The organism is Streptomyces sp. adm13(2018), from assembly GCF_008042145.1.
Lineage (GTDB): Bacteria > Actinomycetota > Actinomycetes > Streptomycetales > Streptomycetaceae > Streptomyces.
Window position 1 is genome coordinate 592,219 of record NZ_RDBH01000129.1, and the last position, 18,111, is coordinate 610,329.

Annotated in this window: 10 protein-coding genes and 2 pseudogenes; 8 read left to right on the forward strand and 4 right to left on the reverse strand. The window is 73.3% G+C overall.

Translation table 11 applies throughout. The annotated features are described in order from the left end of the window. Window positions 1-7: 7 nt before the first annotated feature. The gene (locus tag EAO70_RS19265; RefSeq protein ID WP_261992947.1) at window positions 8-1,984 is read right to left on the reverse strand and encodes a glycosyltransferase; all 1,977 of its coding nucleotides are present in this window, start codon (window positions 1,982-1,984) and stop codon (window positions 8-10) included. A gap of 445 nt (window positions 1,985-2,429) precedes the next feature. Here EAO70_RS19265 and EAO70_RS19270 point away from each other — a divergent pair, with 445 nt between their 5' ends. From EAO70_RS19270 to galE, 8 genes and pseudogenes are all read left to right on the forward strand, one after another. Continuing rightward, window positions 2,430-2,984: a hypothetical protein gene (locus EAO70_RS19270; RefSeq protein ID WP_148004137.1), complete on the forward strand. Its 555-nt coding sequence runs from the start codon at window positions 2,430-2,432 to the stop codon at window positions 2,982-2,984. A 134-nt stretch (window positions 2,985-3,118) separates the two neighbouring features. Further along, window positions 3,119-3,910 carry a TIGR03936 family radical SAM-associated protein gene (locus EAO70_RS19275; protein ID WP_148004138.1) on the forward strand — a complete coding sequence of 264 codons (792 nt, stop codon included), beginning with the start codon at window positions 3,119-3,121 and terminating at the stop codon, window positions 3,908-3,910. A 233-nt stretch (window positions 3,911-4,143) separates the two neighbouring features. After that, window positions 4,144-8,026, forward strand: a pseudogene (locus EAO70_RS19280) (Rne/Rng family ribonuclease). 249 nt (window positions 8,027-8,275) lie between these two features. Further along, complete coding sequence (gene rplU, locus EAO70_RS19285) at window positions 8,276-8,596, forward strand: 50S ribosomal protein L21 (RefSeq protein WP_018487143.1); 321 nt, start codon at window positions 8,276-8,278, stop codon at window positions 8,594-8,596. 13 nt (window positions 8,597-8,609) lie between these two features. Further along, window positions 8,610-8,864: a 50S ribosomal protein L27 gene (rpmA, locus tag EAO70_RS19290; RefSeq protein ID WP_073914109.1), complete on the forward strand. Its 255-nt coding sequence runs from the start codon at window positions 8,610-8,612 to the stop codon at window positions 8,862-8,864. Between the two features lie 105 nt (window positions 8,865-8,969). Next, window positions 8,970-10,409, forward strand: coding sequence for a GTPase ObgE (gene obgE, locus EAO70_RS19295; RefSeq protein ID WP_148004139.1), 1,440 nt, complete (start codon window positions 8,970-8,972; stop codon window positions 10,407-10,409). 125 nt (window positions 10,410-10,534) lie between these two features. After that, window positions 10,535-12,184, forward strand: coding sequence for a glycosyltransferase family 2 protein (locus EAO70_RS19300; RefSeq protein WP_261992948.1), 1,650 nt, complete (start codon window positions 10,535-10,537; stop codon window positions 12,182-12,184). A gap of 15 nt (window positions 12,185-12,199) precedes the next feature. Next, window positions 12,200-13,186: a UDP-glucose 4-epimerase GalE gene (gene galE, locus EAO70_RS19305; protein WP_148004140.1), complete on the forward strand. Its 987-nt coding sequence runs from the start codon at window positions 12,200-12,202 to the stop codon at window positions 13,184-13,186. A 127-nt stretch (window positions 13,187-13,313) separates the two neighbouring features. Here the strand turns inward: galE and EAO70_RS19310 are convergent, their stop codons facing one another. The 3 genes and pseudogenes from EAO70_RS19310 to EAO70_RS38015 all read right to left on the reverse strand — a co-directional run. After that, the gene (locus EAO70_RS19310) at window positions 13,314-14,501 is read right to left on the reverse strand and encodes a glycosyltransferase (protein WP_148005240.1); all 1,188 of its coding nucleotides are present in this window, start codon (window positions 14,499-14,501) and stop codon (window positions 13,314-13,316) included. Window positions 14,502-14,536: 35 nt separating this feature from the next. Further along, complete coding sequence (locus tag EAO70_RS19315) at window positions 14,537-17,407, reverse strand: bifunctional glycosyltransferase family 2 protein/CDP-glycerol:glycerophosphate glycerophosphotransferase (protein WP_148004141.1); 2,871 nt, start codon at window positions 17,405-17,407, stop codon at window positions 14,537-14,539. A 90-nt stretch (window positions 17,408-17,497) separates the two neighbouring features. Beyond that, window positions 17,498-18,111: pseudogene (locus EAO70_RS38015) on the reverse strand (hypothetical protein); the annotation flags it as partial.

Sequence of the window (18,111 nt, forward strand, 5' to 3'; positions counted from 1 at the left end):
GCGCCGGTCACTTCTTGTCGATGATCTTCAGCGAGAGCTGGCCGTTGCTGGAGAAGTACGGGCGGAGCTCGTGCTTCACGCCGGTGACGGCCGCGGGGACGGACGCGGACAGGCGGCCGCGCCAGCCGCTCTTCGCCTTGGGCTGCGGGGCCGCGACCGGGGCGCCGGAACCGTTCACCACCGGGTACGGGTAGGTGAAGACGGCCATCGGGGTGAGCACGTCCGTGGCCAGCTTGCAGACGCGGATCCGGGCCGCGTCGCGGTCCGGCAGCAGCCAGAGGTCCCAGATGTCCTCCCCGCCGGGCTCGTGCAGGCGGGCCGCGGCGGCGTTGTCCAGGGAGGCCGTGAAGCGGCCGTCGGCGCCGGCCTTCACCGGGACGCTGAAGTTCTTGTCGGCCTGCTTGCGGTGGACGGCCTCGATCACGCTGCCCTTGCCGGGCTCGACGCCCCAGGCGGCGGCGTCGACGACGATCTCGGTGGCGCCCACGTTCAGCGCGGCGACCTCGACGTGCTGGGCGCGCACCCGGCTCTGCACCCGCAGGGTGCCGTCCGTGTGGTCGTGCGGCAGCAGCAGGGACAGGGCGGGGCCCTCGGTGCGGGGCTTCTGCAGCGCCAGCATGTGGAGGGTGTCGCAGCCGGCCGAGCGCAGCGGCAGGTCGAAGCCGGCGGCGCGGACGGCCAGTTCCCAGTCGCCCTCGACGAGCTTGCCGACGGAGCCGATCAGGGCCTCGCCGCCGATGAAGGGGAGGACGACCTCGTCGGCCTTCTTGCGGATGTCCTTGCAGACCAGCTCGGCGTCGCTGCCCGCGGGCAGTCCCTCGACCCGCACCCGGACGTCGCCCTGCGGGGTGACCACGGCGGCGGCCGTGCGGGGGACGGCCCGGCGGGCGCGCATGGTCTCGACGAGCTGCTCGAAGCGGGCGACGGTCGCGGCCTCCTGGAAGCGGACCACGTTGGCCACGGCGGCGGCCGCCATCTTCCGGCGCAGGTCCTCGTCGGAGATCAGCTTCTCGATGTGCTCGGCGAGCGCCTTCTTGTCGCCGAGCGGGACGACGTAGCCGTCCTCGCCCTGCGTGATGATGTTGCGCGGGCCGTGCGGGGCGTCGTACGCGACCACGGGCAGTCCGGCCGCCATCGCCTCGACGGTGACGTTGCCGAAGGCCTCGAGACGCGAGGGGAGGACGAAGACGGAGGCCTTGGCGAACTCCGGGGTGACCGGGGTGGCCGGGCCCATCAGGAAGACCTGGTTGTTGCTGCCCGAGTCGTTGATCTTCTTGCGCAGCTTGCCGTGCTCGGGGCCGGATCCGTAGATCCGCAGGCTCCAGTCCGGGTGGCGCGGTGCCACGGAGGAGAAGGCCTCGATGAGGTCGTCGAAGCCCTTGTGCGGCTTGAGCAGGCCCGCGGTGACGACGATCTTGTTGTCGCCGGTGGACATCTGGCCCTCGTGGGCCGGGATGCAGTTGGGCATGGGGGAGAGCAGGTGGCTCACCCCGGGGACGACCCGGGAGATCGTGCCGCACTCGTCCGGCGTGGGCGCGGTGATGGCGTCCATCTTCGGGTACGCGTCCCGGAAGAGGGCGTCCCGGATGTGCGGGCCGTACTGGGCGGGGCGCGAGTGCTCCATGGCGACCTTGAGGAAGTCGCGGTCCGCGTACGCCAGCATGATGGTGATCTTGGGGTTGTTGCTGACCACGACGTCGGCGTCGGTGGTGGCCAGGTACTCCATCAGGCGCCGCTCCGCCAGGCGGCTGATCCACGGCTTCTTGTCCGTGGGCTCGTTGGGGTAGATGTGCGGGAACGCCTCGATCATCGGGTCGTCGCCGTCGTACGTGTGCGAGTGCTTCCGCATGTCGCTGAGCGCGAGGGTCTTCACCCGGGGGTCGAGGGGGAAGAACGCCTGGTCGCGGTTGCGGCGCAGGGAGACGAGCTCGACCTCGTGGTGGTCCGCGAGTGCCTTGGCCAGGTTGTGGATCGCGCTGACCACGCCTCCGATGTGGCAGCGATCGACCAGAAGAAAGGATATTTTCATACCAAGCCTCAGCGTGTCGGGGTATGCGGGACGGGCGTACGGACTCAGGCTACGGGGCCAGCCCCCACAGGCGGTGCCCGTCCGTCCGGTTACCGGGGGCGCCCGGGCCGCGCCGCCGCGGGCGAACCCCGGATGGACCCGGACGAAACCACAGGTGACCCGCCCGCGTCTCCCCGCACACGCAACCGGAGAAACCAGCCCGGCCGACGGAGCCCGAGGGCTGCCCGGCTGCTCACCCCGCTCGGCCGCGGCGCCGGAGCACTGCTGCGTGCGGTGCTCGTCCTGCCCCGGGTCGCCCTGTGGCGTTACGTGGCCGTGCCCGTCGCGGCCGCGAACGTACCGCTGGGTCCTCACCCCGGTCGGCCACGGCCTCGCCCGGCTCGCCAGGGGCGCCGGGAAGGTGCTCGGGACGGCGTTCGTCCTGCTCGACCGGGGTCTCCTGCTCCTCGCCCGGGGCATCGGACGGCTGCTGCGCGTCCTCCTCCTCACCCCCGCCGTCTTCCTGTACCGCGCCGTCCTCACCCCTCTCGGCCGGTTCCTCGCCGCCGTCGGCCGCGAACTCGTCGACGCGCACGCGGTCGCCTGGCGCGTCGCCGGACACGTCTCCCGCGCCGTCGGCCGCGTCCTGCGGCTGCTCGCCCACCACCTGATCGGCCGACCCGCGGCCTGGTTCTACCGCGGCGTCTGCACCCCGGTCGTACACCTCGTCCGCGACGCCCTCTGGCGCCCCGCGCGGAAGGCCGCCGCCGAGGCCGCGCGGGCGGTGTCCGCCGCCCTCGCCGCCGCCCGCGCCATCGTGTCCGCCGCCCGCATCGACGCCCGGCGCGCGCTCTTCGGCGGGCCCCGGGAGCCCGAGCCCGTGCCCGGTCTCCCGGGTCGGGCGCGTAACCTGGGAGGTGCTGCATCACGACAGACCGTTCCCGGCGCGGCGGCCGAGTCCGAGATCTCCCCGTAAAGGGGCGACGAGCCGGCTGCCCCCGAGAGAGCCCCCGTACATTCGAGGGCGGCGCGCCCCCCGCGCCCGCCCCGCACCGAGGAGAAGAACCACTGGGCAAGCGACAGCCCGAAGGCCCGCCGCCCGCACCGGCGGTGCAGCGCATCCGACTGCGCTACACCAAGCGCGGCCGCCTCCGGTTCACCAGCCACCGTGACTTCCAGCGCGCCTTCGAGCGCGCGCTGCGCCGTGCCGAGGTGCCCATGGCGTACTCGGCCGGCTTCACCCCGCACCCCAAGGTGTCGTACGCCAACGCCGCCCCCACGGGAACGGGCTCCGAGGCCGAGTACCTGGAGATCGCGCTCACCGCGACGCGCGACCCGGAGACCCTGCGGGCCCTGCTCGACGAGTCCCTCCCGGCCGGCCTCGACATCACCGACGCCGTCGAGGCCCGCACCTCGGGCCTCGCCGACCGGCTCACCGCCTCCGTGTGGGTGCTGCGCCTCGAAGGCGTCACCGTCGAGGAGGCCGAGAAGGCCGCCGAGGCGTTTCTCGCGGCCGAGACCGTGGAAGTACAGCGCAAGACCAAGAACGGCGTCCGCACCTTCGACGCGCGCTCCGCGGTCACCGAGCTGACGGCAGCCGCTCCCCAGGGCGATCCCCAGGGTGATAGGCCGCTGGACAGCGCCTGTGCGATACTGCGGCTGGTTGTTCGGCACGTGACACCTGCCGTGCGACCCGACGACGTCCTGTCCGGTCTCCGAGCTGTGGCCGACCTGGCGCCGCCGGTCCCCGCAGCGGTGACCAGGCTGGCGCAGGGGCTCTTCGACGAGGAGTCCGGCACGGTGACCGACCCGCTCGCGCCCGACCGCGAGGCAGTCAAGGCCGCATCTACCACGGCCGCCGCGACCGCCTCAGCGACGGCGCCGGGTACCGGCACCGCGTAGGGAGCGGTCGTCGTAGCGCCGCCCTGGTACTCGGGAGCCACCTGGGTCGGGCAGCGCACTGACCAGAAGACTTTCGCCAGGCCGTCCGCACCGTGCGGACGGAACCGGCGAGCCAGACACAGAGCTCCCGTGCGGCGCCCGCGCCCCGGACGGCGGCACCGCGCCCCAGGCGCGGCCGTGCCACCGGACCGGACCAAGACGCGGCGCCCGGGAGCGTGACGGGAGAACCCCGCATGCTCGAGTCCAACGAAGACACCAACGCCCCCGGTGACAAGCTGCCGCCCCGCCGCAGGCGCCGCGCAGCCTCCCGCCCCGCCGGTCCGCCGGTGACGGGCACCACCGCCGAGGCCGCCGAGAGCGCCCCGGCCACCGAGACCGCGGCACCCGCGGCCGCCGAGAGCGCACCCGCCGAGGCCGCCCCGGCCGAGGCCGCACCCGCGCCCCGCACCCGCCGCCGGGCCACCCGCAAGACCGCCGCACCGGCCGCCGAGACCGCGGCACCCGCCGCGCAGACCTCCGAGCCCGTCGTGGAGACCCCCGCCGCCGAGGCCGCCGCACCCGCGCCCGCCGAGGAGGCCTCCTCTGCGGCGGCCGGCCCGTCCGCGCCGCCGTGCCACCCGTAAGGCCACCTCGCCGGTGACCTCCCCGGCCGCCGCCGAGGCCCCCGAGGAGACCGCCCCGGTCGCGCAGGCCGAGCCGGCCGCCGCAGAGGAGGCCCCCGAGGCCGCCCCGGCCCGTCCGCGCCGTCGCGCCACCCGTAAGGCCACCTCGCCGGTGACCTCCCCGGCCGCCGCGGAGGAGCCTGTGGCCGCGCCCGCCGCCGAAGTCGCCGCGCCGGCCCCGGCCGCCGAGGCCGCTCCGGCCGTGGAGGAGACCGCCGCGCCCGCGCCGCGCACCCGCCGCCGCGCCACCCGCCAGACCACCTCGCCCGAGACGGCCCCCGAGGCCGCCGCCACCGGCGAGACCCTCCCGACGGCCGCCGTCGCGCAGATCACCGCCGACGAGGCCGAGGTCGCCGCGGCCGAGACCGCCGCCACCCGTGGCCGCGGCCGCCGCCGCGCGACCTCCCCGCAGTTCACCTCCGAGGCCGCCCCGGCCCGCGAGTCGCGCCGTGCCGCGCGTCCCTCGGTCGCCGTCTTCCAGGCCCCGGTCTTCACCGAGCCGATGTTCCAGACCCCGGAGACCGCCGCCGCGGCCGCCGCTGCCGCCCCGGTCGAGCCGGAGGACGAGGAGACGGTCGAGGAGACCGAGCTCGTCGAGGCCACGGCCGACACCGAGGCCGAGGAGACCCCCGAGCCCGCCGAGCGTCCCGAGGGCTCCCGCCGTCGCCGCCGCCGCCGCGGTGAGCCCGTCGCCGTCGAGCCCGTCCCGGCCACCGTCGCCGACGAGCCCGAGGTCGAGGCCGCCGCCGACGAGGTCGAGGAGGCGGACGAGGCCGAGGAGAACGACGAGTACGAGGACCGCCCGTCCCGGCGCCGCCGCCGTGGCGGCCGTCGCCGTCGCCGCGGTGAGCTCGCCGACTCCGAGGACGGCGACGAGCCGCACGCGGAGGACGAGGGCGACGCCCAGGCCGCCGAGAGCGCTGACGACGCCGAGGACGGCGAGGACGAGGAGGCCGAGGCCTTCGGCGGCGGCTCCAGCAGCTCCCGCCGTCGCCGTCGCCGCCGCCGTCGCAGCGGGGACGCCTCCGCCGACGCCGAGGGCGCCGAGGAGGAGGGCGTCCGCACGGTCGTCAAGGTCCGCGAGCCCCGCCCGGCCCGCGAGAAGGCCGAGCCCGGCACCGGCGTCGACGAGGTCCAGTCCATCAAGGGCTCGACCCGTCTGGAGGCCAAGAAGCAGCGCCGCCGCGAGGGCCGCGAGCAGGGCCGCCGCCGCGTCCCGATCATCACCGAGGCCGAGTTCCTGGCCCGCCGCGAGGCCGTCGAGCGCGTCATGGTCGTCCGCCAGAGCGGCGAGCGCACCCAGATCGGCGTCCTGGAAGACAACGTGCTCGTCGAGCACTACGTCAACAAGGAGCAGGCCACCTCGTACGTCGGCAACGTCTACCTGGGCAAGGTCCAGAACGTCCTGCCGTCGATGGAGGCCGCCTTCGTCGACATCGGCAAGGGCCGCAACGCCGTCCTGTACGCCGGCGAGGTCAACTTCGAGGCGCTCGGCATGGGCCATGGCCCGCGCCGCATCGAGTCCGCCCTCAAGTCCGGCCAGTCCGTCCTCGTCCAGGTCACCAAGGACCCGATCGGCCACAAGGGCGCCCGCCTGACCAGCCAGGTCTCGCTGCCCGGCCGCTACCTCGTGTACGTCCCCGAGGGCTCGATGACCGGCATCAGCCGCAAGCTCCCGGACACCGAGCGCGCCCGCCTCAAGACCATCCTCAAGAAGATCGTCCCCGAGGACGCGGGCGTCATCGTGCGCACCGCCGCCGAGGGCGCGAGCGAGGACGAGCTGCGCCGCGACGTCGAGCGTCTGCAGGCGCAGTGGGAGGACATCCAGAAGAAGGCGAAGAGCGGCAACGCCCCGACCCTGCTCTACGGCGAGCCGGACATGACCGTCCGGGTCGTCCGCGACATCTTCAACGAGGACTTCTCCAAGGTCATCGTCAGCGGCGACGACGCGTGGGAGACCATCCACGGCTACGTCCACCACGTCGCCCCGGACCTGACCGACCGCCTGTCCAAGTGGACGAGCGAGGTCGACGTCTTCGCGACGTACCGGATCGACGAGCAGCTCATGAAGGCGCTCGACCGCAAGGTCTGGCTGCCGAGCGGCGGCTCGCTGGTGATCGACAAGACCGAGGCGATGATCGTCGTCGACGTCAACACCGGCAAGTTCACCGGCCAGGGCGGCAACCTCGAAGAGACCGTGACGAGGAACAACCTCGAAGCGGCCGAGGAGATCGTGCGTCAGCTGCGGCTGCGCGACCTCGGCGGCATCGTCGTCATCGACTTCATCGACATGGTCCTGGAGTCCAACCGCGACCTGGTGCTGCGCCGCCTCCTGGAGTGCCTGGGCCGGGACCGGACCAAGCACCAGGTGGCCGAGGTCACCTCGCTCGGCCTGGTGCAGATGACCCGCAAGCGGGTCGGCCAGGGCCTGCTGGAGTCCTTCTCCGAGACCTGCGTCCACTGCAACGGCCGCGGTGTCATCGTGCACATGGAGCAGCCGACCACCGCCGGTGGCGGGGGCGGCGGCAAGCGCTCGAAGAAGCGCGGCCGCGGCGGCGCCGAGCACGTCCACGAGCACGAGCACACCGAGGCCCCGGAGACCGGCGGCGAGACCGCCGAGACCGAGACCGAGGCCGAGGTCGCCGCGGAGCTGGCCGCCCCGGTGGCCCTGCCCGAGCCGATCGCCGCGGACGAGGAGCTGTACGGCTCCGTCGCCGAGGCGGAGGCCGCCGCGACGCGCGGCCGCGGCCGTCGCCGGGCGACCCGCCGGGTGTCCGCGCCGGCCGCCGCGCGGCCGGTCGTGGAGACCGAGGCCGTCGAGTACGAGGCGAAGCCGAAGGCCGAGCCGAAGCCGGAGCCCGTGGCGGAGCCGGAGCCGGCCGTGGAGCCGGTCGCCGAGGCCGCCGCCGAGCCGGTGGTCGAGGAGACCGCCGCCCCGGCCCCGCGCGCCCGTCGCCGGGCCACCCGCCGGGTGACCTCCCCGGTCGTCTCGACCACGGAGCCGGCCGCCGGGCCGACCGTCGTCGAGCCGGTCGCCGAGGCCGCGCCGGAGCCGGAGCCCGTCGTGGCGCCGGTCGCCGAGGCCGCCGAGCCGGTCGCCGAGCCCGTCGCCGAGGAGGCCCCCGTGGCCGCCCCGCCGCGGGCCCGCCGCCGGGTGGTCCGCAAGGCCACCGCTCCCGCCGGTTCGCCGTCGGGCGCCGAGGACGCGGCCGTCGTCGTGGTGACCGCGACCCCGGCCGAGGCCCCCGCCGAGGCGACCGACGCCGAGGCCGAGCCCGCCCCCGCCAAGAAGACGGCGGCGCGCAAGACCGCGGCGAAGAAGGCCACCACGGCCAAGAAGGCCGCCACCAAGAAGACGGCGGCGACCAAGAAGACCGCGGCGAAGAAGACCACCACCAAGAAGGCCACGGCCAAGAAGGCGGCCGAGAAGACCGCCGCCCCGGCCCAGGACTGACCGGTGGGTACGGGCCGCCGCTCCGCACGCCGGGGCGGCGGCCCGTACCGAACGGGCGAATTTGACCCTCCGAGGCAGCCGCCCGTAACCTAGACCGTCGGCGTGTCTATCGACGCGCCGCGCCTCTGAGCACCTCCCTCCCGCTCGTCGGGAGAGGCCGCTCGTCCGATTCCGGAACGCCGCGGGCCCCCGGGCCCGTGTGAGCGGCTGGCTTCAGAGGTTTCGATCCCGAGTGAGAGAGAGATCCGCGTGTACGCCATCGTGCGCAGCGGTGGTCGCCAGCACAAGGTTGCTGTCGGCGACATCGTTGAGGTTGACAAGATTTCCACTGCCAAGGTTGGCGACACGGTCGAGCTCTCGACCCTGCTCGTTGTCGACGGCGACGCCGTGACCAGCGACCCGTGGGTCCTGGACGGCATCAAGGTCACGGCCGAGGTCGTGGACCACCACAAGGGCGCCAAGATCGACATCCTGCGCTACAAGAACAAGACCGGCTACCGCCGTCGCCAGGGTCACCGCCAGCAGTACACGGCGATCAAGGTCACCGGTATCCCCGCGGCTGCGAAGTAAGAGGGACTGAGACATGGCACACAAGAAGGGCGCATCGTCCACCCGGAACGGGCGCGACTCGAATGCCCAGCGGCTCGGCGTGAAGCGCTTCGGCGGTCAGGTCGTCAGCGCCGGTGAGATCCTGATCCGCCAGCGTGGCACGCACTTCCACCCGGGCTCCGGCGTCGGCCGTGGCGGCGACGACACGCTGTTCGCCCTGCAGGCCGGTTCGGTGCAGTTCGGCACCCACCGTGGCCGCAAGGTCGTGAACATCGTTCCGGTCGCCTGATCGGTTCAACTGCGGAGGCGGACCTCACTTCCCGTTCGGGAAGCGGGTCCGCCTTTCGCGTGTTACTAGATAGACATTCCGCACGTATCTGATGGAGGCACACCCATGACCACCTTCGTGGACCGCGTCGAGCTGCATGTCGCCGCGGGTAACGGAGGCCACGGCTGCGCCTCCGTTCACCGGGAGAAGTTCAAGCCGCTCGGCGGCCCCGACGGCGGCAACGGCGGCCGTGGCGGCGATGTGATCCTGGTCGTCGACCAGGCGGTCACCACGCTGCTCGACTACCACCACTCGCCGCACCGCAAGGCGACCAACGGCCAGCCCGGCGCCGGTGACAACCGCTCCGGCAAGGACGGCCAGGACCTCGTCCTGAACGTGCCCGACGGCACCGTCGTCCTCGACAAGGAGGGCAACGTCCTCGCCGACCTCGTCGGCCAGGGCACCACCTTCGTCGCGGGCCAGGGCGGCCGCGGCGGCCTCGGCAACGCGGCGCTGTCCTCCGCCCGCCGCAAGGCCCCCGGCTTCGCGCTGCTCGGCGAGCCGGGCGAGGCCCGGGACATCGTCCTGGAGCTGAAGACCGTCGCCGACGTGGCGCTCGTCGGCTACCCGAGCGCCGGCAAGTCCTCGCTCATCTCGGTCCTCTCCGCCGCCAAGCCGAAGATCGCGGACTACCCCTTCACCACCCTCGTCCCGAACCTGGGCGTCGTCACGGCCGGCTCGACCGTCTACACGATCGCCGACGTGCCGGGCCTGATCCCGGGCGCCAGCCAGGGCCGCGGCCTGGGCCTGGAGTTCCTGCGCCACGTCGAGCGCTGCTCGGTCCTGGTGCACGTGCTGGACACCGCGACCCTGGAATCGGACCGCGACCCGGTCAGCGACCTCGACATCATCGAGGAGGAGCTGCGGCAGTACGGCGGTCTCGAGGACCGGCCACGGATCGTCGTCCTCAACAAGGTCGACATCCCCGACGGCCAGGACCTCGCGGACATGATCCGCCCTGACCTGGAGGAGCGCGGCTACCAGGTGTTCGAGGCCTCCGCCGTGGCGCGGCTCGGCCTCAAGGAGCTCTCCTTCGCCCTCGCCGGCATCGTCGCCGAGGCGCGTGCGGCGAAGCCCCAGGAGGAGGCGACCCGAATCGTCATCCGCCCGAAGGCCGTCGACGACGCGGGCTTCACCGTCACCTACGACGAGGCCGAGGACGTCTACCGGGTACGCGGCGAGAAGCCGGAGCGCTGGGTCCGCCAGACCGACTTCAACAACGACGAGGCCGTGGGATACCTGGCCGACCGCCTCAACCGCCTCGGCGTCGAGGACCAGCTGATGAAGGCCGGCGCCCGCGCGGGTGACGGCGTCGCGATCGGCTCCCTGGAGAACGCGGTCGTCTTCGACTGGGAGCCGACGATGATGGCCGGCGCCGAGATGCTCGGCCGCCGCGGCGAGGACCACCGTCTCGAAGCCCCGCGTCCGGCCGCGCAGCGCCGCCGCGACCGCGAGGCCGAGCGGGACGACGCCCAGCGCGCGTTCGACGAGTTCGACCCCTTCTAGCCGGACCGTTCCGCGCCGGCTTCCGGCGGGACACCGCGTCAACCCCACGGCCTCTGCTCACCCGTCCTGTTGGACGGGCCCGGCAGAGGCCGTTCGGCCGTCCGGGGGCCCGTAGCATCCTCGGTGTGAGCAGCATCACGTCCACTGAGGTGGCAGGAAAGCTCGGCGTCGTCGTCATCGCGCACAACGACGAGGCGCTGGTCGGCGACGCGATCCGGTCCGTGCTCGACCAGGGACCGGTCGTCGCCGAGGTCGTGGCCGTCGACGACGGATCGAGCGACGGGACGGCCCGGGTCCTCGACGAACTCGCCGCGCTCCACCCCCGGCTGCGGGTGGTCCACCGCACGGTCAACAGCGGCGGCTGCGGCACCCCCCGCAACGACGGCGTCCGGGCGGTCACGGCGCCCATCGTGATATTCCTCGACAGCGACGACGTGCTGCCCGAGGGCGCGGCCGAGACCCTGGTGGCGGCGGCCGAGCGGCACGGCGCCCCGGTCGCGGTCGGCGCCTGCGTCCGGCGCGAGCTGCCCGAGGGCCGCGACGTGCGCTGGCAGCCCGCGCTCTACCGCGAGCCCGCCGTTCTGGAGTCCTCGGACGACCTCCTGCCGCTCGTGCACGACACGCTCTGCGTCAACAAGGTCTACGACCGGGCGTTCCTCTCCGAGCACGGCATCCGGTTCCCCGAAGGACGCTGCGTCTACGAGGACTTCCTCTTCACCGCCCGCGTCCTGGCCGCCGCGCCCCGGGTCGCCGTCGTCCCCGACACCGTCTACATCTGGCACGTGCGCCGCGCCGGCGCCCGGCTCTCGATCTCCCTGGACCGGGACGCCGTCGCGAACTGGGAGGCCCGGATCGCCGCCCACCGCACCGCCGTGGAGACCTTCGAGGCAGCCGGCCGCAAGGAGCTCGCCGCCGCCTGCCGCACCAAGTTCCTCGAACACGACCTCCGCCTGTACGCCCGCGACCTGCGGGAGCACGACGCCGCCTACCGGGCCGCGTGGTGGGAGCTGACCCGGGCCTACCTCGGCACCTTCGGGGAGGGCGAGATCGCCGCCGCGGCCGCGCCCGCCCGCTGGGCCGCCCGGTTCGTGCTGGCCGCCGCGGAGCCGCGCGACCTGGAGCGGCTGTCCCGGCTCACCGCGGACCCCGCACGGCTGCTGCCGCCGTACGCCCTGGGCGGCGACGTCCCCGTCTGGTCCGAGGACCTCCCCGTGGAGCTGGACGGCGTGGACACGCTGCCGCTCGACAGGCTTCCGCTGCTCGTCGACGGCGACCTGCGGGCCGGGACGACCGGCGGCGCGGGCGCGGGGATGGGCGGCTCGCTGCGGCTCACCGTCCGCGACCTGTACGGCCGGCTGAGCGTCGCCGTTCCCCGTACCGCACGGGTCGACTTCGTGCCCCGGGGGGCCGACGCGCCCGCCCGTACCGAGTGGACCGAGCTGACCGAGGGGCCGGCCGGATGGTCCGGCCGGGTCCCCGCCGGGCTCACCGGCCTGGCCCGCGAGGGCCGCCGTTCGGGGAACCGGGGCGTCCAGCTCTGGGACGTCCGGGCGACGGTGACCTGTGCGGACGGCTCCGCCGTCACGACGGCGCTCCGGCTGCCGACGCAGCGGCAGCGTCGGTCGCTCGTGCCGAGCAGCCGGTACGGTGTACTGCTGGTGCGGCAGTACACGACGGCGAACGGATCGCTGGCGGTGCGGCTCGCACCGGGTGTCCGTGACGGGCTCCGGGCGATCGGGGCGAAACTCCGAAGGATCTCCCGCAGCTCTCATTGAAAGGGGTTTGGGGCAGTGACTTATCTGATCACCGGTGGCGCCGGATACATCGGCTCCCACGTCGTCCGTGCCATGACGCAGGCCGGCGAGCGGGTCGTCGTCCTCGACGACCTGTCCACGGGCTACGAGGAGCGCGTGCCGGAAGGCGTCCCCCTGGTGGTCGGCTCCACGCTCGACCGCGAGGTCCTCGACCGCGTGATCGCCGAGCACGGGGTGACCGGGGTCGTCCACCTGGCCGCGAAGAAGCAGGTCGGCGAGTCGGTCGAGCTGCCGCTGCACTACTACCGCGAGAACGTGATCGGCCTCACGGTCCTCCTGGAGGCCGTCGCCGCCGCGGGCGTCCGCAACTTCCTCTTCTCGTCCTCCGCCGCCGTCTACGGCATGCCGGACGTCGACCTCGTCACCGAGGAGACCCCGTGCCTGCCGCTCAGCCCGTACGGGGAGACCAAGCTGGCCGGCGAGTGGCTGGTGCGTGCCGCGGGCGCGGCGCACGGCATCTCCACGGCCTGCCTGCGGTACTTCAACGTGGCCGGCGCGGCGACGCCCGAGCTCGCCGACACCGGGGTCTTCAACCTGGTCCCGATGGTCTTCGAGCGTCTGGACGCGGGGGAGGCCCCGCGGATCTTCGGCGACGACTACGCCACGCCCGACGGCACCTGCATCCGTGACTACATCCACGTCGAGGACCTCGCCGACGCGCATCTGGTCGCCGCGCGGAAGCTCGCGGAGTGGGCCGAGGCGGGCGAGCCGCGCGACCTCACGGTCAACATCGGCCGCGGTGAGGGCGTCTCCGTCACCGAGATGGTCCGGCTGATCAACGAGATCACCGGTCACACCACCGAGCCGCTCGTCACCCCGCGCCGCCCCGGCGACCCCGCCCGGGTCGTCGCCGCGGCCGACCGCATCGCGTCGGAGCTGGGCTGGAAGGCCCGCCACGACGTGCGCGACATGATCACCTCGGCCTGGGACGGCTGGGTCGCCCGCCGCGGCGCCGCGGTCTGACCCACCAGGGGCCCGACGGGCGCCCGACCGGCGGCACGGACCGCCGGAGGACCACACGGAAGGGCCCGGGAGTCACGACTCGACTCCCGGGCCCTTCCGTGCCGTCCGGTGGCGCTTCGGCGCGGGCTCAGCGCTCCAGGAAGGCGAACAGCGCCTCCCAGCGATCGGTGATCCGGTCGGCGGAGTACCGCTTCACGTTCTCGAAGGCGGCGTCGCCCATGCGGTCCCGCAGTTCCCCGTCGCTGATCAGGGTGCTGATGCGGCCGGCGAGTTCCACGGTGTTCCCGAGCCGGGCCAGCAGGCCGTCCTCGCCGTCCCGGATGATCTCGCGGACCCCCGGCGCGCAGTCGAACACCGCGCAGGGCACCCCGGCCGCCATCGCCTCCAGGAGGGTGATGGGAAAGCCCTCGGCGCGGGACGCCTGGGCGAAGACCGAGGCTCCTTCGAGGGCCCCGAGGACGTCGTTGGTACGCCCCCGCCACTCCACGGAGCCGTCGAGCCCCAGCTCGGTGGTGCGCCGCCGCAGCGACTGCTCCTCGTCCCCGGCGCCGTAGATCCGCAGCGTCCAGTCGGGGTGGCGGTGCGCGACCTCGGCCCAGCTGTCGAGCAGTATGTCCACGCCCTTCTCGTGCGAGAGGCGGCCGACGGAGACGACGGCCTTCGCGGTGCGGCGCACCGGCTCCGCGGGCATGAAGGGCAGGGCGTTGGGCATGTGGCCGACGTTGTCCATGCCCGCCCGGATCCAGCGGTCCGCGTCGCCGGGGGTGAGGACGAGCAGCCGGTCGACGTCCCGGTAGTGGCGCTTGACCCGGGCGAGCCGGGAGGCGGCCGCGCTCGCGGCGTACGACTCGTGGCTCATGCCGATGACGACGAGGCCCTTGGTGTCGGCGAGGGCCACCCACTCCATCGCCCAGACCTGGGTCACGATCACCACGGCACCGGGGCGGGCGGCGGCGAACAGGGCCGTCATCCGCTCGGCCCGCTCCCGCATCCCGGCGGCCCGGAGCGCGTGCCGCCGGCGCTCGGCGGCGTTCAGCCTGCCCCGCAGGCCGCGCAGCGAGCGCAGCTGCGGCGGGTGCGCGTCGTACAGGGTGGTCGTGGGGTACGGCAGGGGCTCGGGGAACTCGTGCTCGCGCCCTGCGGGGGCCGGCCGGATGCCGATGACGTGCACCCGGTGGCCCCGGTCGGTGAACGCCCGGGCCATCTGGTGCGTCCAGGTCGTGACCCCACCCATCTCGTCCACGCTGTTGGACACGATGAAGAGATCACGGCCGCCGCCCGCGGGCCCCTCGGGGATCTCAGGGATCTCGCGCATCCCGTGCATCTCGCGGATCTCATGGGTCTGGTGGGTCACTTCCCGCTCCCGGTGAAGAACGTGCTGACGATCCGGCGGGCCGCGTCGCCCCGGTCGTACTCGCTGAAGTCCGCGTTGAACCGCTGCCGGGCCGCCGCGTACTTGGCGTCGGCCTCGTCCGGCAGGTTGGCGATCACCCCGAAGAGCTCCTCCTCGGTGGCCACGACCGGACCGGGGGCGTGCTCCTTCAGGTCGAAGTAGGTGCCCCGGTTCTCCTCGGCGTACTCGTCGTAGTCGTACGCGAAGAAGACCATCGGCCGGTCCAGCAGCCCGTAGTCGAACATCACGGAGGAGTAGTCGGTGATCAGCCCGTCCGCGAGGGCGAGCAGCGGGGTCACGTCGTGGAGGCGGGACACGTCGACGACCCGCCCGCGCACCGACGCCGGCAGCGACACGCTGTTCAGGTAGTGCGTCCTGATCAGCAGGGTGTGGGTGTCGCCGAAGCGGTCCGCGAACTCCTCGATGTCGAAGGGGGCCTCGAAGGCGCGGACCTTGCCGCCCGGCGCCGCGCGGAACGTCGGCGCGTACAGCAGGACCTGCTTCTCCGGATCGATGCCCAGCTCGGCGGCGAGCGGCCCGCGCTCCCGGCGGCCGGTCCGCTCCTCCGCGCGCCGCGCCTCCACGAGGACGTCGTTGCGCGGGTAGCCGACGGGCAGCAGCACCTCGTCGCGGAGCCGGAAGGCCCGCGCGAGGGTGCGCCGGTCGTGCTCGCCGCGGATCAGGAAGTGGTCGAAGCGGTCCAGCGCCTGCTGGAAGGAGGTCTGCGCGGCGAGGCCGCGGGACTTGGTGTGGGGCTCGTCGAAGCCCATCCGCTTGAGGGCGGTGCCGTGCCAGGTCTGGATGTACGTGGTCCCCGGACGCTTGGCGAGCCGCAGCGGGAAGCCCTGGTTGTCGATCCAGAACTCGGCCTGGGCCAGCGCCCGCAGATACGCCCAGCTCCAGCGCCTCACCAGGGTGGCGTCCTCGGGGAAGCCGGTCGGCGTGCCGCCCGCGTACGACCAGACGGCGCCGAAGGAGACGCCCTGGCGCCGCATCTCCTCGTACACCGCCCGCGGGCTGTCGCTGTACTGCTTGCCGAGGTGGCTCTCGAAGACCACTAGGCCCTTGCGGATCGGCAGCCGGCTGTACACCTCGTGGTAGACCCGCAGCTTGGTCTCGCCCGAGTTCAGTTCCTTCCTCGCCCGGAGCAGGCGGCGCAGGCCGGTCTTCGCGAGCCGGGCGGCGCGGCCGTGCATGGCGCCCTCGATCATCGCCGTGGTGTGCACGGCGGCCCTGCCCTCGGCGGTGAGGACGTAGGACAGGTTGCCCTTCCGGGTGACCTGGGGCATGAAGCGGTCGGAGACCAGGGTGGTGAGCCGGGGGCGGATCCGGAGGCTGCCGGCCTCGTCGACGGGCGTGCCGCCGGCGGACACCCGGGTCCGGAGGGTCTGCCCGTCGACGGTGAGGATCAGCCGGACGTCCCAGACGGCGTCGATGACGCCGAGCGGGCGGACCGCGCGGGCGATGTCCGCCTCGCCCTCCCACTCGATCCAGGCGCCGGCGTGCCGGAGCGTCGTGATGGGGATGCGGGCCGTCCGGCCGCCGACGCTGCGCCGGGCGGCGAACTCGAGGACGGCGCCGAGTTCCGCCTCCGGGCGGATCCGGCCCAGCGGGTTGACCACGCGCCCGGCGAGACGGACGATCCCGGCCGTACTGGAATAGGAGGTCAGCCGGTTGCCCAGGGCGAGCGCGGTCAGCGGCTTGGAGTCGTAGCGGGAGGAGGAGACGTCCAGGATCTGGCGCCCCTGCTCGGTGTCCAGGTGCTCGGCGCACCAGTAGACCTGGCCGTCCCGCTCGGCGAGCGGGGCGGTGAGCCGGCCCGGGTTGGTGAGCGCGTCGGTGGCCGGGAGGAGGTTGGCCCAGTCCTCCTTGCTCAGGAGGTACGCGCAGATCGCGTGCATGCGCTGCACCTCCTCGTACGCCCGGGGGTCGATCTCGGCGAGGTAGCCGTTGGCCAGCGCGGCGAACTCGCGCCGGTAGTCGTCGCCGAGCAGGTGCAGGTCGCGCAGGTGCAGCACGAGGTCGTGCTTGAGGAACTTGATGTCCTTGCGGTACTTGAGCTCGTCGTACCCCCTGCTCTCCAGGAGGGCGTCCACCCGTCGGTGGATCTCCATGCGGTGCACGAAGTTGGCGATCTCGTGGCGCCTGTTGCTGATCGACTTGGCGGCGGCGCTCTCCTGCACGTTCCAGTAGTAGACGTGGTTGGGGATGAGCGTGATCCGGCGCGCGGCGACGTAGGCCTGGGCCGAGAAGAGCAGGTCCTCGTAGTGGATGCCGACCGGGAACTCCAGGCCCTGCTCGAGGAGGAAGGCGCGCCGGTAGCACTTGTTCGTCGACAGGGTGTCGAAGACCAGCAGGTCGGACAGCTCGGTGATCGACTCGATCGTCCGGGTCCGGGCGTACAGCCAGGGGTACCACTCGGTGGTCTTCTTGCGCCGACTGTCGAGGTGGACGCGGACGCAGAGGCCGGAGACCAGGTCGGAACCGGTGCTCTCGGCGGCGTCGAGCATGTTGCGGCAGGCGTTGCGCTCCAGCACGTCGTCGCTGTCGAGGAACATGACGTACGTGCCGGTGGCCTGCCGGATGCCGTGGTTGCGAGGGGCTCCGCAGCCGCCGCTGTTCTGCGGCAGCTGGAAGGCCCGGACCCGGTCCGGGCTCTCGGCGGCGAGAGCCTGGGCGACCGTGAAGGTGTCGTCCTTGCTGCAGTCGTCGACGATGACGACCTCGACGCCGTGCAGGGTCTGCTCCAGCACCGACCGGACGGCCGTCGGCAGACGCTCTGCGTCGTTGTAGGCGATGACGATCACGGAGACGTCAGGCACGTGCACCTCGATTCACTTGTCGTGCGTCCACTCCTCCTCAAACTACCTGGGGTTCACTATCCGTTACGCAATGTCACCCATCGCAGAGCTGTTCGATCAGGATCGGGTGATCCGGTCCACGCCGTAGTACTCCGCCGTACACCGCGCGGCCCAGTCCTTCTCGTACACCTTCGTGAAGAACGGTTCGGCGAGGCTGCCGATGTGCAGCGGCCGGTACCCGACCTCGCTCCGACCGGCCGCCACCTCCGCCCGGATCCGGGCGTCCTGCCGGTCCCAGGCCAGACTGCGCGCCACCGTCTGCGTCGTCAGCGTCCGCACCGCGGGCACCAGGGCCGCCGTGCTCGCCACCGCCACCGCCCCGGTCGCCACCAGGGCCGCCAGCCGGGAGGCGCGGACCCCGGGCGGCGGCGCCGCGCGCCCGGCCCCGTCCTCCTCCCCGTCGACCGGCGGGGCGGCCAGGCCGCGCCCCAGGCGGTAGCCCAGCCAGGCCCCGTAGCCGCAGAGCGCGAGCAGGAACGGCACGACGAAACTGGTCCACGTGCGCGCGTACGTCCAGCCGTCCACCCCGTAACCGCTGCGCAGCCCGTACGCGGCCACCAGGCTCCCGAGCGCGATCAGCGGCAGCGGCAGGGCCAGGACGGCGACCCGGAACGTTCCGCCCGAGGCCCGGCCGGAGCCCGCGTCCTCCCCGTCCGCCCCCGCGCCCCCGC